Genomic DNA, 12,737 nt, shown 5'->3' on the forward strand with positions numbered 1-12,737 from the left:
TCCCGGTACATGCGGATGATCGCGGTGGTTCGGGCGGCATCTGCTATCTCGGTATAAAAGATTATGCTTAACAACAGGTGTATCTGCCGCGTTCGAAAATTTCGCGAAACTCCGCTTTCGGGTAATAAAAGAAGGCGGCGGTGATTTTTTCCAGCAATATGCGTTGACGGCTGGGGCTTTTGTGGCTAACACTCCGGCCCATGAAAAATCTTAACGTACTTATCGTGGTGGGACGGCGCATGGGCAGGATGGTGTAACCATCCGGCGAAAGCACCCATGCGCTGAACGAGGCTCCTCTAGGGGCCTTTTTTTATGTCTTCAAACAGGCCCTCGGGCTCCTCGATATCCAAAGCCAAAGCGGGATGGAAACAGGCAATGACGGATAAGGACAATACGGAAAACAGCAATCGCATGACAGGTGCGGAGATCGTTCTGCAGGCGCTAAAGGACAATGGCGTCGAGCACATCTTCGGTTATCCGGGCGGTGCCGTTCTTCCGATCTACGACGAGATTTTCCAGCAGGAAGACATCCAGCATATCCTCGTGCGCCACGAGCAGGGCGCTGGCCATGCGGCCGAAGGTTATGCGCGCTCCACCGGCAAGGTTGGCGTTATGCTCGTCACATCCGGCCCGGGTGCGACGAACGCGGTCACTCCGCTGCAGGATGCGCTGATGGATTCCATTCCGCTCGTCTGCCTTTCCGGCCAGGTTCCCACCACGCTCATCGGCTCGGACGCGTTCCAGGAATGCGACACCGTCGGCATCACGCGGCCCTGCACCAAGCACAACTGGCTGGTCAAGGACGTCAATGAACTGGCGGGCATCATCCATGAGGCTTTTCGCATTGCGCAGACCGGTCGTCCGGGTCCTGTCGTTGTCGATATTCCGAAGGACATCCAGTTCGCCACCGGCACCTACACGCCCCCTTCGGCCGCCGTTCAGCAGAAGAGCTACAAGCCGAAGGTTCAGGGCGACCTCAATGCCATCCATGCCGCCATCGAGCTGATGTCGAAGGCGAAGAAGCCGGTTTTCTACACCGGCGGCGGCGTCATCAATTCCGGTCCGGAAGCCACCCGCCTGCTGCGCGAACTGGTGGAGCTGACTGGCTTCCCGATCACGTCGACGCTGATGGGTCTTGGCGCCTATCCGGCTTCCGGCAAGAACTGGCTCGGCATGCTGGGCATGCACGGTTCCTACGAAGCCAATATGACGATGCATGATTGCGATGTTCTGGTCTGCGTCGGCGCGCGTTTCGACGACCGAATTACCGGCCGCATCAACGCGTTCTCGCCGAATTCCAAAAAGATCCATATCGACATCGATCCGTCTTCGATCAACAAGACGGTTCGTGTCGATGTGCCTGTTATCGGCGATGTCGGTCATGTCCTCGAAGATATGGTTCGCCTGTGGCGTGCTCTGCCGAAGAAGCCGGAGAAAGCGCAGACCGCAGAGTGGTGGTCGCAGATCGAGCGCTGGCGTGCCCGCAACTCCTTCGCCTACAAGAATTCCAACGATGTCATCATGCCGCAATATGCTCTGCAGCGGCTTTATGAGGCATCGAAGGGGCGTGACACCTATATCACGACAGAAGTCGGCCAGCACCAGATGTGGGCGGCGCAGTTCTTTGGCTTCGAGGAGCCGAACCACTGGATGACCTCGGGCGGCCTCGGCACGATGGGTTATGGCCTGCCGGCGGCCATCGGGGTTCAGGTTGCGCATCCGGAAGCGCTGGTTATCGACATTGCCGGCGATGCCTCGATCCAGATGTGCATTCAGGAAATGTCCTGCGCCATCCAGTATGGCTTGCCGGTGAAGATCTTCATTCTCAATAACCAATATATGGGCATGGTGCGGCAGTGGCAGCAGCTGCTGCATGGCAACCGCCTGTCGAACTCCTATACCGAAGCGATGCCTGATTTCGTCAAGCTCGCGGAAGCCTATGGCGCGGTTGGCATGTATTGCGACGACCCGAAGGAACTGGACGACAAGATCGCCGAGATGATCGCGGTCAACAAGCCTGTCATCTTCGATTGCCGCGTTGCCAATCTTGCCAATTGCTTCCCGATGATTCCGTCTGGTAAGGCTCATAACGAGATGCTGTTGCCGGATGAGGCGACGGATGAAGCTGTTGCCAACGCCATTGACGCCAAGGGCCGTCAGCTAGTCTGAGCCGGGAGAGGAAAAGGACATGAACGCACACCTACAACCCACTGGCTCCGCCTACTTCATCCAGAAGGAAACGGCCGCCGTCGAAAACCACACGCTGTCGGTTCTCGTCAGCAACGAGCCGGGCGTTCTCGCCCGGGTCATCGGCCTGTTTTCCGGTCGCGGCTACAACATCGAAAGCCTGACGGTTTCCGAGACCGAACACGAGGCGCATCTGTCGCGCATCACCATCGTCACGCGCGGCACGCCGATCGTGCTGGAGCAGATCAAGGCGCAGCTGGAGCGCATCGTGCCGGTGCACCGGGTGCTCGATCTCACCGTTCGCGCCCGTGAGCTTGGGCAGGAACGGCCGATCGAGCGCGAAGTGGCGCTTATCAAGGTCGCCGGTTCGGGTGAAGCCCGCGCCGAAACGCTGCGGCTTGCCGATGCGTTTCAGGCCAAGGTGGTGGACGCGACAGTTGAGCATTTCATCTTCGAAATCACCGGCAAGTCGTCCAAGATCGACCAGTTCGTGGCCATCATCAAGCCGCTCGGCCTGATCGAGATCTGCCGTACAGGTATTGCGGCGATGAACCGCGGTTCGCAGGGGATGTAATTTCTCCGGGCGCGGAGCGGGTTTCCCTCGATGCAGACTGTGCTTTGCTGCGTGCCGGACTTGTAAATTTTGAACGCTCTGTCTCGTCATGCTCGGGCTCGTCCCGAGCATCTGCGACGTCTCAGTCTTGTTGGATGTGATTAGATCCTTGGGACAAGCCCAAGGATGACCTCTACTCGGGATTGGGCTTTGCCATCATCTTCGACCGCGGCTTTTGCCGCGGTTTTTTTATGGCCTGCTCTTGGCCGATATATATTCAACCATTTGGTTGACTTTCTCGGCCGGGAGTCTATATTCAACAACATGGTTGAATTATCCGCTTCACATCTCGATACCGTCTTTCATGCCCTTGGCGACGCAACGCGACGTAAGATGCTGCGCGATCTTTCGCGTGGTGAGCGAACGGTGAGCCAGTTAGCTCAGCCGTTCGACATATCGCTCGCTGCGGCTTCAAAGCACATCAAGGCGCTGGAAAATGCGGGGCTCATCCGCCGCGAGGTGAGGGGGCGTATCCACCTCTGCCGCCTTGCGCCGGAACGGCTGGAAGAAGCGCATGAATGGCTGGATTTCTACCGGCAGTTCTGGGGCAGTCGCCTCGATATTCTTGAGCAGATGCTCAGGGAGGAAGATCAGGGAAAAACCCCTGCAGATGGAGGAAATGACAATGGCTGATATTGCAATGCCTGAAACCTATGGCCGTCTCGTCGAGCCGACGACCCTGAGGATCGAACGGCTGCTGCCCGGACCGATCGAGCGGGTTTGGGCTTATCTGACACAAAGTGAGCTTCGCCGACGCTGGTTGGCGTCGGGCGAAATGCGCCTAGCGCCGGATGCGCCCTTCGAACTGGTCTGGCGCAACGACGAGCTTTCCGATCCGCCAGGTCAACGCCCTGAAGGTTTTTCCGAAGAACACCGGATGGCTTCGCGCATCATCACCGTTGTCCCGCCGCATCGCCTGGTCTTCACCTGGGGTGAGGGTGCAGAAGTGTCGATCGAGCTTCAGCCGTTGGGCAAGGAAGTGCTTCTGACGCTGGTTCATCGCCGCCTGGCGGAGCGGACGACCAGGCTCAATGTCAGCGCCGGCTGGCACGTGCACCTCGATATTCTTGCGGCGCGTCTTCAGGAAAAGGAACCGGGACCTTTCTGGGATACGTGGTTGGCGTTGAAAGAGGAATACGAGCCCCGCATACCGTGACAAAGCCCCCAGGCTATCTTACAGACGGCGCGGCTTGCCGCGCCGTTTTTGGTCGCCCATGCGCGTCTCCGGTTTCTCACATTCCGATTCAACCGCTTCGGACCTGATTCCGAAATTCCTCGTAATGCCCTGTTACGTCAGAGCATTTCCAAAGACGTCTTACGTGTCGGCGGCGGGAAGGCGGCGTCGAGCGCCGCCCAGTCTTCATCCGTTATTTCAAGATCGGTCGCACCGCGGTTTTCCTCGACGCGGGAGACGCTGGCGGATTTCGGAATGGCGATGACGCCGTCTCTTTCCAGAAGAAAAGCCAAAGCCAGTTGCGCCGGGGTTGCCTGATAGGCCTTGGCGATACGGATGAGTTCGTGGTTCTTCAGGATGCGGCCCTGCTCGATGGGAGAGTAGGCCATCAGCGGCACGCCGCGCTCCTGACACCACGGCAGCAGCGAAAATTCCGGTCCGCGACGGGAGAGGTTATAAAGAACCTGATTGGCGGCGCAATTTTTACCACCTGGAACCGCGAAAAGCTCTTCCATGTCGTCGGTATCGAAATTGGAGACACCCCAGTCGCCGATCTTGCCGTCGCTCTTCAGCCTTTCGAATGCGGCCACGGTTTCGCCAAGTGGGTGCTCGCCGCGCCAGTGCAGCAGGTAGAGGTCGATGTGATCGGTGCCGAGCCTTGCGAGGCTGCGCTCGCAGGCTTCCGCAGTGCCTTTTGCGCTGGCGTTCCACGGATAGACCTTGGTGACGAGAAACACCTCGTCGCGGCGGCCGGCGATTGCCGTTCCAACCAGTTCTTCCGACCGGCCGTCCGCATACATTTCCGCGGTGTCGACGAGCGTCATGCCGAGATTGATCGCCTTGCGGATGCTTTCAACTTCCTGGTCTGCCGATGATCTCGTCTCCCCCATGTTCCAGGTGCCGATGCCGAGGGCTGGAACGTCTTTTCCAGAGGGCAGGGTGACGGAAGGAATATCCTCATGCATGGTTTTGCTCCAGCGGTTGCCAGTGGGACAATAGTCTTTTGTGTCGACTTCTCAAACCCATGGCGCAAATGATTGATCCATCAAAAAATTTGACCTCGCCCATCGGCATGTCGGGGTGGTTTGACGGCAGGGCGGCGGATAGGGTTTTGGCTCAAGGAGAGATCATGACCATAGAAACCTTCGCCGCGCTGGTGCTGTTTGCCTTCACCACCTCCATCACGCCCGGCCCCAACAATATGATGCTGTTTGCGTCGGGTGTGAATTTCGGTTTCCGCCGAACCATCCCGCATATGCTGGGCATTGGCGCCGGATTTCTGTCGCTGTTGATCGGGGTGGGATTTGGCCTTGGTGCGTTGCTGCATTCCGTGCCCGCGTTGTACACGGGGCTGAAATTCGCGGGTGGGCTCTATCTCGTCTGGATTGCGTGGAAGATCGCGATGTCACGCAGCCTCAGCGAAGGTTCGGCCGCTTCCGAGCCGATGAGCTTCCTTGCCGCCGCCGCCTTTCAATGGGTCAACCCGAAAGCCTGGGTAATGGCGGTGACGGCGATGGCGACCTACACCAATGAGGCCCAATATTTCCTGACGGTCCTGATCGTCGGTCTTGCCTTTGCGGCCGTCAATCTTCCCAGCGTTTCCACCTGGGCCGGTTTTGGTTCCGCGCTGCGAGACTGGCTGTCGGTGCCGGTACGGCTCAAATGGTTCAACATCACCATGGCTGTCCTGCTCGTCGTCAGCCTCTGGCCAATGCTGAAGTAACAACCGTCACGTCGGAAACTGCCGGTAACATTCCTCGGCAATCGCCTGCACCTCGTCGCGCGTCAGTTCGGCTGACACGGCATAACCCAGTTCATTGTCGATCCAGTAGAAGGTCTCGATGCCGTCTGCGCTGGCCATACGGAAGCTGGTGGTGCGGTTTTCCTCGTTGTGGCCGATCAGCACCGTCACCCGGCGGCCGGTCTTGTCCTGATACATCAGCATCGCGCCCGGCTTGCCGCTGACGGGAATAAGACGCCCGCCGACAAGGTCATATCCGATCTTCGAGAGATCGGGAATGGCGAAGGGGTAACCCAGCCGCTTGCCGAGCCATGTCGCAAGATGCTGCTGTTCGCCTGCGCCGACTTCGACGGGATGGCGCACCTCGCTTGCATAGATGAGATAGGCGGATTTCGCCTGCGCCGGAATATCAGTCGTCAGCGATGCCAGCGTCACGTCCTGCGGTGTGGAAAAAGACGGCGGTAGAAGCCTGCCCGCCGCAGCACCCACCACGAAGATCAAAAGGGCGGCCGCTATTTGCAGCAGAACCGGTTTTGCGCGCCATGTACGGGCCTTCTTTTGCGGGCTGAGCAGCGATGCGTCATGCGGATGTGCGGCGGCATAGGAGGCGAAGGCATTGCGCAGAATGTCGGCCTGTTTTCTCCATTCCTCCACACGGGTCTGCTCTTCCGGCCTTTCCGCCAGCCAGGCCTCGACAGCCGCGCGATCATCGTCGGAAAGAAGTCCGTCGACATAGGCGTGCAGATCGTCTTCGGTTATGGCCTCTAGCCGTTTCATCTTGGTCTCCGCAGGGGAATGATATTATCCGCCGCCAGGTGCTGGCGAAGGGTTTCGCGGGCACGGGACAGTCTCGACATGACGGTGCCAAGCGGGATCGCCAGGGTCTCTGCCGCCTCCTGATAGCTGTAGCCTTCCACGGTCACCAGCATCAGCACGGCGCGCATATCCGGCGAGAGAAGCGCAAGCGCGCCATGCAGCCGGTCGTTCTCCAGCGTGTCGGAAAGCGTTTCCGCGCCAGCGATGCTCTCATGGGCATCGAGGCTTTCCGACGGGTGACGTTTCTCGGCGCGGTGACGGTTGCGATAAAGATTCGTCATTATCGTGTAAGCCCATGTTTTCAAACCCGTTCCGCGCCATTGCCTTTTGTTGGCCAGCGCCTTTTCCACGCAGTCCTGCAAGAGGTCCTCGCCATCGGCGTCGGAGCGGGAAAGGCTGCGGGAATAACGGCGCAGCATGGGTATCAGCGCCAGCATCTCCGTCTCGAAGCTGCCGGCTGCGGGGGAGTGGCTCCCCCGCATTCTTCCCGTCATGCCATCAGGGTTTTGCGGCATCCCATACACCGTTCATACCGTCGCCGGTGGCATCGCCCTTTTTGGTATCCTTGACCCAGTAATAAAGCGGCATGCCGTCCTTTGCCCACTGCATCTTACCGTCCTTGCGCTTCACGAGCGAGTAAGCACCCTCGGCCTTGTCACTGGCGGCCGCGAAAAACGGCGGCCAGTTTACCGCGCATTTGTCGTAACAATTGGATACGCCCTTCTTGTCATTCTTGAAAGTGTAGAGCGTCATGCCTTTTTCGCCGGCAAGCACATTGCCTTTGTCGGTCTTGACCGTTTCGACCGCAGGTGCGGCATAGGCCGTGCCGGCAAAAGCCAGAACGAGGGCGGGAACGATAAAGCGGATCTTCATGGACATATCCTCCTTGGTTCGGGCGGGCTCAAGCCGCCAGCACATCAAGAGACACCGGCGCCCGCCGATTTATTCCCCGTTTCGCGATATTTTTAAACTTATCCATTGAGCTAAGTGTTTTGCCATGATAGTTAGCCTTATGGAAAACTATTCAGACGCGCTCGACGACATCTTCCAGTCTCTTGCCGATCCAACCCGCAGGGCCGTTATCCTGCGGCTGGGCGGCGGGGAGGCGAGCATCGGCATGCTGGCCGAACCCTTCGATATGGCGTTGCCGTCCTTCATGAAACATATCCGTCAGCTGGAGGAGGCGGGGCTGATCGTGACGCGCAAGCAGGGGCGGGTCCGCTTCTGCGCGCTGGAGAAACAAAGGTTTTCCATGCTCGATGGCTGGCTTTCGCAACAGCGCGCCATCTGGGAAGGCCGAACCGACCGGCTCGAACAATTCGTCATGGCGCAACAGGACAGGATGTCCAAAAAAAGGGAAAATGACCAATGACCGAGACTTTCAATCCCGATCTCGACCTGAAGATTTCACGCATCATAAGGGCGCCACGCCGGCTGGTCTGGAATGCATGGACCGACAAGGCCAGCCTCGAACAATGGTGGGTGCCGCATCCCGGCCAATGCCGGGTGGACAGAATGGAGCTTCACCCCGGCGGCGCTTTCGAGACGCGCTACAGCGAAGACGGCAAGGAATTCGGCCAGCATGTCAGCGGCTGTTTCCTGGCGGTGGATCATGAGGAACGTCTCATCTTCACCGATGCGCTGACCGCAGGTTTTCGCCCCTCCGCCCAGCCGTTCCTCACCGCCGTGATGACGTTTCGCGATCACCCTGATGGCATGGAATATGTTGCTTATGCCATGCACAACAACCTTGCCGACCGCGACAGGCATGCGGAGATGGGTTTCTTCGATGGCTGGAATACGGTTGCCGAGCAGCTGGCGCAACTTGTCGAGAAGCAGGCGGCGCATTGAAGCCGTCATTCTCATCCCGCGATTCATCTTTCGTTCTTTTTCTGTTGCGCATCAGGCTCGAATCCTGCGATGAGGGCGCATGTTATTTTCACCGCAACAGGACGAAGCGCTCAAGGCGGTTTCCCGCTGGCTGAAAGAAGGCCGCACACCGGTTTTCCGGCTGTTCGGTTATGCCGGAACGGGCAAGACGACGCTTGCCAAACATTTTGCGGAAAATGTCGATGGCGAGGTGCTGTTTGCGGCCTTCACCGGCAAGGCGGCGCAGGTGCTGCGTTCACGCGGGGCAACCAATGCCCGCACCATCCATTCGCTGATCTACCGCCCGCGCGGCGAGGAGACCGTTGAAGACGAGGAAACCGGCAAGACCTCGATTGCGCCGATGTTCTCCATCAACCGCCAGAGCCCGCTCGCCAAGGCGGCGCTGATCATCATCGACGAATGTTCGATGGTGGATGAACAGCTCGGCAAGGACCTGATGAGTTTCGGCACGCCGATCCTCGTGCTTGGCGATCCCGGCCAGTTGCCGCCGGTTTCGGGCGGTGGCTTCTTCACCGAGCAGGAGCCGGATTATCTGCTCTCGGAAATCCACCGTCAGGCCAAGGACAATCCCATCATCCATCTTGCCATGGATGTGCGTGAGGGCCGGGAGATCATGCGCGGCGATTATGGCGCCGCACAGGTGATTTCAAAATCCGAAGTGACGCAGTCGCTGGTTCTGGAGGCCGATCAGGTTCTGGTGGGCACCAATCGGACCCGCCGCCGCTATAATCAGAGGCTTCGCGAGCTCAAAGGGTTTTCCGCCGATTACCCACAATCCGGCGACAAGCTGGTCTGCCTCCGGAACGATCCCGCCAAGGGGCTGTTGAACGGTTCGCTCTGGCAGGTAATGAGCTCTTCGCGTGAGACGGTTAAGCCCGGCATCAACCTGATGATCCGGCCTGAAGACGACGATATGGATCGCGGTGCGGCCAAGATCAAATTGCTGAAGGCGGCCTTTGAGGACGTGGAGACCGAAATTCCGTGGTCAACGCGCAAGCGTTATGACGAGTTCGATTTCGGCTATGCGTTGACGGTGCACAAGGCGCAGGGTTCGCAGTGGAACAATGTTGTGCTGTTTGACGAAAGTTACGCCTTCCGGGATTCCCGCGAAAGGTGGCTTTATACCGCCATCACCCGCGCGGCAGAGACCCTGACGATCGTTCGTTGAGATAGAGCATTTCCGGCGAATAACGGGAGCAACTTCAATGCTCTGTCTTTTTGTCTACGCATTGTCCGGACGGAAAACCGCTGCGCACTTCCTGAAAATGCTCCGTCAGGCGCGGATGACGCCGAGCAGAACCGCCTTGGCCACCGCCTGAAAACGGTTGCTCGCGTTGAACTTGCCGATGATCCTTGCCTCGAGCGTGTTGAGATCGCTGCCTGAAAGACCAAGCGCACGGGCAAGCCGCACCGGCGCGTAACCCTCCGCCATCAGTTCCAGGCATTTGCGTTCGTTATCGGTCAGGGCGATGTCCTTTGCCGGCGCCCGCTCAGCGCCATCCACACCGTCCGTATCGGTCTCCGTCACCAGCAATTCCTCGATTTGCTGAGCCTGACGCTGGAGGGTGGAAAGTTCGGCGGTCAACTCCCTTTTTCGCTGCCGCAACGCGGCGTGAAATATGTCGTCGGCTTCTTCCTGCGAAAGTGAACGGACGAGTTTTTCCATAATTTCGGTAATGGCGGCGACGGAGATGCCGACTTCGCGACAGACGTTGATGACGGCCATGCGCTGGACGTTGCGGTGGGTATAAACCCGCATCTGGCCGATGCGCTTCGAGGTCAGCAGCGCCTTTTCCTCGTAAAAATGCAGTGTCCGGTGGGTTACCCCGAAAATATTGGCCATGTCGGCGATGGGAACGGGTTCGGCGGGCAGGGAGGAAGGCAGGCTCACATCCGGTAGAAAGCTGCTGATCCTTAGATTGGGTTTGTCCTCGTCGCCGTGTTCAAACGGCATCCTGCCATCCTGCATCGTCTCCCCCTTCGCGCTTTTTGACAGTGTGCCTGATTTTTATGGCATTCGTTATTCGTTCCCCCGTCACGTGCCTGTCTTCTGATCAAGACATCATGCCAAATGCAACGAAAAAACCATAACGTGTATTGCCTGCTTTCGTTCCCGCGCCTTTAAAAAATTTCATCGGCCTCCTTGCGGTTGGCGTCAACCTGCGTGAAACAAGGTGTCAATTCCGAACCGGAGCCCCGATGCCATGCCTGCAAAACTTTCCGTCAATCTGAACGCAATTGCCATGTTACGCAACCGTCGCGATCTTCCCTGGCCTGACGTCGCGCATTTCGGGCAAATCGCGCTTTCGGCTGGTGCACGCGGGCTGACTGTACACCCGCGGCCCGACCAGCGCCATATCCGCTTTTCGGACCTGCCGGTGCTTCGGGCGCTTATCGATGACCGCTTCCCCGGCGCGGAATTCAACATCGAAGGCTATCCGACCGAAGATTTTCTCGCTCTGTGTGAAAAGACCCAGCCGGAACAGGTGACGCTGGTGCCTGACGACCCGTCGCAGGCGACGTCAGACCATGGCTGGGATTTCCGCAAACACGGCGTTTTCCTGAAGGACGTGGTTGGACGCCTGAAGGCCCGTGGCATGCGCGTCTCGCTTTTTGCCGATGGCGATGGTGAGCGCGAGCCGGTGGAGCTGGCGGCGGAGACGGGTGCTGTGCGCATCGAGCTTTATACCGGCCCGTATGGCGGCTGTTTTGACGATGCACAAAAGGGCGACGCGCTTCTCGAAAAGCTCGGAGAGACGGCGGATCATGCCAGAGCGCTCGGGCTTGCCGTTAACGCCGGCCACGACCTCACCGTCGCAAACCTGCCCAGGCTGATGAAACGCATCCCTTATCTGGCAGAGGTCTCGATCGGCCACGGGCTGACGGCGGATGCGCTGGAATATGGCATGGCTGAAACAGTCCGGCGTTTTTGTCAGGCCTGCGGTCAGCCTAATTCATAACCAAAGTCAATTTTTTCGCCTATGCTCTGCCTTGCGCATGCTCCGTGCGCAAGTTTTGGAAGGCAGAGACATATGCAAGAACATCATGTTGTCGTCGTGGGTGGAGGCTTCGGCGGTTTACAACTGGTGCACGGGCTGGAGGGGGCCCCTGTCCGCATCACATTGATCGACCGTCGCAATCACCACCTGTTTCAGCCCTTGCTGTATCAGGTTGCGACGACGGCGCTGGCGACATCTGAAATCGCCTGGCCAATCCGCCATCTTTACCGGGACCGCAAGGAGGTGACGACCCTGCTTGCGGAGGTGACCGGTGTGGACCGCGTGGCACGGACCGTGCAGCTGAATTCCGGCCAGGTGATCGGCTTCGATACGCTGGTGCTGGCCACCGGCGCCCGCCACGCCTATTTCGGCCGCGACGAATGGGAGCGTTCCGCCCCCGGCCTCAAGACGCTGGAAGATGCCACGACAATCCGCCGCCGCCTGCTTCTCGCCTTTGAAAGGGCTGAACTTGCTACCAGTGAAGAGGAGCGGCAGGCGCTCTTGACCTTCGTCATCATCGGGGCTGGCCCGACGGGCGTGGAAATGGCTGGCATGATCGCCGAGCTCGCCCACAAGGCGCTGCCGGCGGAATTCCGCAATGTCGATACCACAAGGGCCCGTGTCCTGCTTGTCGAGGCCGGTCCTCGCGTCCTGCCGGTCTTTACGGAAGATCTTTCGGCTTATGCCAGGCAAGCGCTGGAAAAGCTCGGCGTCGAGGTTCTGCTCGGCACGCCGGTGACGGCCTGCACGGATGAGGGCGTGACGGTGGGGGAGACCTATTATCCCTGCCGCACCGTGGTCTGGGCCGCCGGCGTGCAGGCATCGCCAGCCGCAAAATGGCTCAATGCCACCGCCGACAGGGCAGGGCGGACCATTGTGGGTCCACAGCTTAATCTGGACGATGATGCCGATATCTTCGTCATCGGCGACACGGCCGCCGTCAATCAGGAAAACGGCAAACCGGTGCCTGGCATCGCGCCGGCGGCAAAGCAGCAGGGCGCCTATGTGGCAAAGGTCATCAAGGCGCGGCTGGAGGGCAAGCCGTCGCCGTCGCCTTTCCGCTACAGCCATCAGGGCAATCTCGCGACCATCGGCAAACGCGCGGCGGTGATCGATTTCGGCAGGTTCAAGCTGAAGGGCGTGCTGGCGTGGTGGATATGGGGGCTTGCCCATATCTACTTCCTGATCGGAACGCGGTCGCGGCTGGCTGTGGCGTGGAGCTGGTTGTGGATTTATCTGAGCGGCCAGCACAGTGCGCGCCTGATCACCCAGAAAGAGACGTTGAAGGACGAGGCGTGAGGGCAGGTAACAGAAAAG

15 protein-coding genes are annotated in these 12,737 nt (G+C 59.0%); 10 read left to right on the forward strand and 5 right to left on the reverse strand.

The genetic code is table 11. The features are described from left to right. The first annotated feature begins 375 nt into the window (after positions 1-375). The 4 genes from ACFVTJ_RS02655 to ACFVTJ_RS02670 all read left to right on the forward strand — a co-directional run bounded on the left by ACFVTJ_RS02655 (position 376) and on the right by ACFVTJ_RS02670 (position 3,956). Positions 376-2,169, forward strand: coding sequence for an acetolactate synthase 3 large subunit (locus ACFVTJ_RS02655; protein WP_386904407.1), 1,794 nt, complete (start codon positions 376-378; stop codon positions 2,167-2,169). Between the two features lie 19 nt (positions 2,170-2,188). Next, a complete protein-coding gene (ilvN, locus tag ACFVTJ_RS02660) occupies positions 2,189-2,761 on the forward strand; it encodes an acetolactate synthase small subunit (RefSeq protein WP_003513099.1) in 573 nt (190 codons plus the stop codon). Between the two features lie 303 nt (positions 2,762-3,064). After that, the gene (locus ACFVTJ_RS02665) at positions 3,065-3,433 is read left to right on the forward strand and encodes an ArsR/SmtB family transcription factor (RefSeq protein ID WP_386905257.1); all 369 of its coding nucleotides are present in this window, start codon (positions 3,065-3,067) and stop codon (positions 3,431-3,433) included. Next, positions 3,426-3,956, forward strand: a complete 531-nt coding sequence (locus ACFVTJ_RS02670) for an SRPBCC family protein (protein WP_386904410.1) — start codon at positions 3,426-3,428, stop codon at positions 3,954-3,956. Before ACFVTJ_RS02665 ends, ACFVTJ_RS02670 begins: the two co-directional genes overlap by 8 nt. A 137-nt stretch (positions 3,957-4,093) precedes the next feature. On the opposite strand, the gene ACFVTJ_RS02675 is transcribed toward ACFVTJ_RS02670, so the two are convergent. Next, complete coding sequence (locus tag ACFVTJ_RS02675; protein WP_386904411.1) at positions 4,094-4,939, reverse strand: aldo/keto reductase; 846 nt, start codon at positions 4,937-4,939, stop codon at positions 4,094-4,096. Positions 4,940-5,103: 164 nt separating this feature from the next. On the opposite strand from ACFVTJ_RS02675, the gene ACFVTJ_RS02680 reads away from it, so the two are divergent. Next, positions 5,104-5,697, forward strand: a complete 594-nt coding sequence (locus tag ACFVTJ_RS02680) for a LysE family translocator (RefSeq protein WP_386904413.1) — start codon at positions 5,104-5,106, stop codon at positions 5,695-5,697. Positions 5,698-5,703: 6 nt separating this feature from the next. On the opposite strand, the gene ACFVTJ_RS02685 is transcribed toward ACFVTJ_RS02680, so the two are convergent. The 3 genes from ACFVTJ_RS02685 to ACFVTJ_RS02695 are packed head-to-tail and all read right to left on the reverse strand — an operon-like array spanning position 5,704 to position 7,410. Next, complete coding sequence (locus ACFVTJ_RS02685) at positions 5,704-6,492, reverse strand: anti-sigma factor family protein (protein WP_386904415.1); 789 nt, start codon at positions 6,490-6,492, stop codon at positions 5,704-5,706. Next, positions 6,489-7,046, reverse strand: a complete 558-nt coding sequence (locus tag ACFVTJ_RS02690) for an RNA polymerase sigma factor (protein ID WP_386904417.1) — start codon at positions 7,044-7,046, stop codon at positions 6,489-6,491. Before ACFVTJ_RS02690 ends, ACFVTJ_RS02685 begins: the two co-directional genes overlap by 4 nt. After that, positions 7,030-7,410 carry a hypothetical protein gene (locus ACFVTJ_RS02695; protein WP_386904419.1) on the reverse strand — a complete coding sequence of 127 codons (381 nt, stop codon included), beginning with the start codon at positions 7,408-7,410 and terminating at the stop codon, positions 7,030-7,032. The genes ACFVTJ_RS02690 and ACFVTJ_RS02695 overlap by 17 nt, the downstream gene beginning before the upstream one ends. 133 nt (positions 7,411-7,543) lie before the next feature. On the opposite strand from ACFVTJ_RS02695, the gene ACFVTJ_RS02700 reads away from it, so the two are divergent. The 3 genes from ACFVTJ_RS02700 to ACFVTJ_RS02710 all read left to right on the forward strand — a co-directional run bounded on the left by ACFVTJ_RS02700 (position 7,544) and on the right by ACFVTJ_RS02710 (position 9,589). Further along, entirely contained in the window at positions 7,544-7,903 is a 360-nt protein-coding gene (locus ACFVTJ_RS02700; protein ID WP_386904421.1) for an ArsR/SmtB family transcription factor, read from the forward strand. After that, positions 7,900-8,382, forward strand: a complete 483-nt coding sequence (locus tag ACFVTJ_RS02705) for an SRPBCC family protein (protein ID WP_173989529.1) — start codon at positions 7,900-7,902, stop codon at positions 8,380-8,382. Before ACFVTJ_RS02700 ends, ACFVTJ_RS02705 begins: the two co-directional genes overlap by 4 nt. Before the next feature lie 79 nt (positions 8,383-8,461). Then, positions 8,462-9,589, forward strand: coding sequence for an ATP-dependent RecD-like DNA helicase (locus ACFVTJ_RS02710; RefSeq protein ID WP_386904423.1), 1,128 nt, complete (start codon positions 8,462-8,464; stop codon positions 9,587-9,589). Between the two features lie 105 nt (positions 9,590-9,694). On the opposite strand, the gene ACFVTJ_RS02715 is transcribed toward ACFVTJ_RS02710, so the two are convergent. Then, positions 9,695-10,390, reverse strand: coding sequence for a MerR family transcriptional regulator (locus tag ACFVTJ_RS02715; RefSeq protein WP_386904425.1), 696 nt, complete (start codon positions 10,388-10,390; stop codon positions 9,695-9,697). A 235-nt stretch (positions 10,391-10,625) separates the two neighbouring features. Here ACFVTJ_RS02715 and ACFVTJ_RS02720 point away from each other — a divergent pair, with 235 nt between their 5' ends. Further along, positions 10,626-11,381 carry a pyridoxine 5'-phosphate synthase gene (locus ACFVTJ_RS02720; RefSeq protein WP_386904427.1) on the forward strand — a complete coding sequence of 252 codons (756 nt, stop codon included), beginning with the start codon at positions 10,626-10,628 and terminating at the stop codon, positions 11,379-11,381. Between the two features lie 72 nt (positions 11,382-11,453). Next, on the forward strand, positions 11,454-12,719 hold the full coding sequence (locus tag ACFVTJ_RS02725) for an NAD(P)/FAD-dependent oxidoreductase (protein WP_386904429.1): 1,266 nt from the start codon (positions 11,454-11,456) through the stop codon (positions 12,717-12,719). Positions 12,720-12,737: the final 18 nt, after the last annotated feature.

Source organism: Agrobacterium sp. NPDC058088 (assembly GCF_042885035.1).
Taxonomy (GTDB): Bacteria; Pseudomonadota; Alphaproteobacteria; order Rhizobiales; family Rhizobiaceae; genus Agrobacterium.

Bases quoted from the DNA above. Each gene is read 5' to 3' on its own strand.
- ACFVTJ_RS02685 (WP_386904415.1), bottom strand. From the start codon at position 6,492: ATGAAACGGCTAGAGGCCATAACCGAAGACGATCTGCACGCCTATGTC.
- ACFVTJ_RS02670 (WP_386904410.1), top strand. From the start codon at position 3,426: ATGGCTGATATTGCAATGCCTGAAACCTATGGCCGTCTCGTCGAGCCG.
- ACFVTJ_RS02655 (WP_386904407.1), top strand. From the start codon at position 376: ATGACGGATAAGGACAATACGGAAAACAGCAATCGCATGACAGGTGCG.
- ilvN (WP_003513099.1), top strand. From the start codon at position 2,189: ATGAACGCACACCTACAACCCACTGGCTCCGCCTACTTCATCCAGAAG.
- ACFVTJ_RS02725 (WP_386904429.1), top strand. From the start codon at position 11,454: ATGCAAGAACATCATGTTGTCGTCGTGGGTGGAGGCTTCGGCGGTTTA.
- ACFVTJ_RS02690 (WP_386904417.1), bottom strand. From the start codon at position 7,046: ATGCCGCAAAACCCTGATGGCATGACGGGAAGAATGCGGGGGAGCCAC.
- ACFVTJ_RS02705 (WP_173989529.1), top strand. From the start codon at position 7,900: ATGACCGAGACTTTCAATCCCGATCTCGACCTGAAGATTTCACGCATC.
- ACFVTJ_RS02720 (WP_386904427.1), top strand. From the start codon at position 10,626: ATGCCTGCAAAACTTTCCGTCAATCTGAACGCAATTGCCATGTTACGC.
- ACFVTJ_RS02665 (WP_386905257.1), top strand. From the start codon at position 3,065: ATGGTTGAATTATCCGCTTCACATCTCGATACCGTCTTTCATGCCCTT.
- ACFVTJ_RS02675 (WP_386904411.1), bottom strand. From the start codon at position 4,939: ATGCATGAGGATATTCCTTCCGTCACCCTGCCCTCTGGAAAAGACGTT.
- ACFVTJ_RS02700 (WP_386904421.1), top strand. From the start codon at position 7,544: ATGGAAAACTATTCAGACGCGCTCGACGACATCTTCCAGTCTCTTGCC.
- ACFVTJ_RS02715 (WP_386904425.1), bottom strand. From the start codon at position 10,390: ATGCAGGATGGCAGGATGCCGTTTGAACACGGCGACGAGGACAAACCC.
- ACFVTJ_RS02695 (WP_386904419.1), bottom strand. From the start codon at position 7,410: ATGTCCATGAAGATCCGCTTTATCGTTCCCGCCCTCGTTCTGGCTTTT.
- ACFVTJ_RS02710 (WP_386904423.1), top strand. From the start codon at position 8,462: ATGTTATTTTCACCGCAACAGGACGAAGCGCTCAAGGCGGTTTCCCGC.
- ACFVTJ_RS02680 (WP_386904413.1), top strand. From the start codon at position 5,104: ATGACCATAGAAACCTTCGCCGCGCTGGTGCTGTTTGCCTTCACCACC.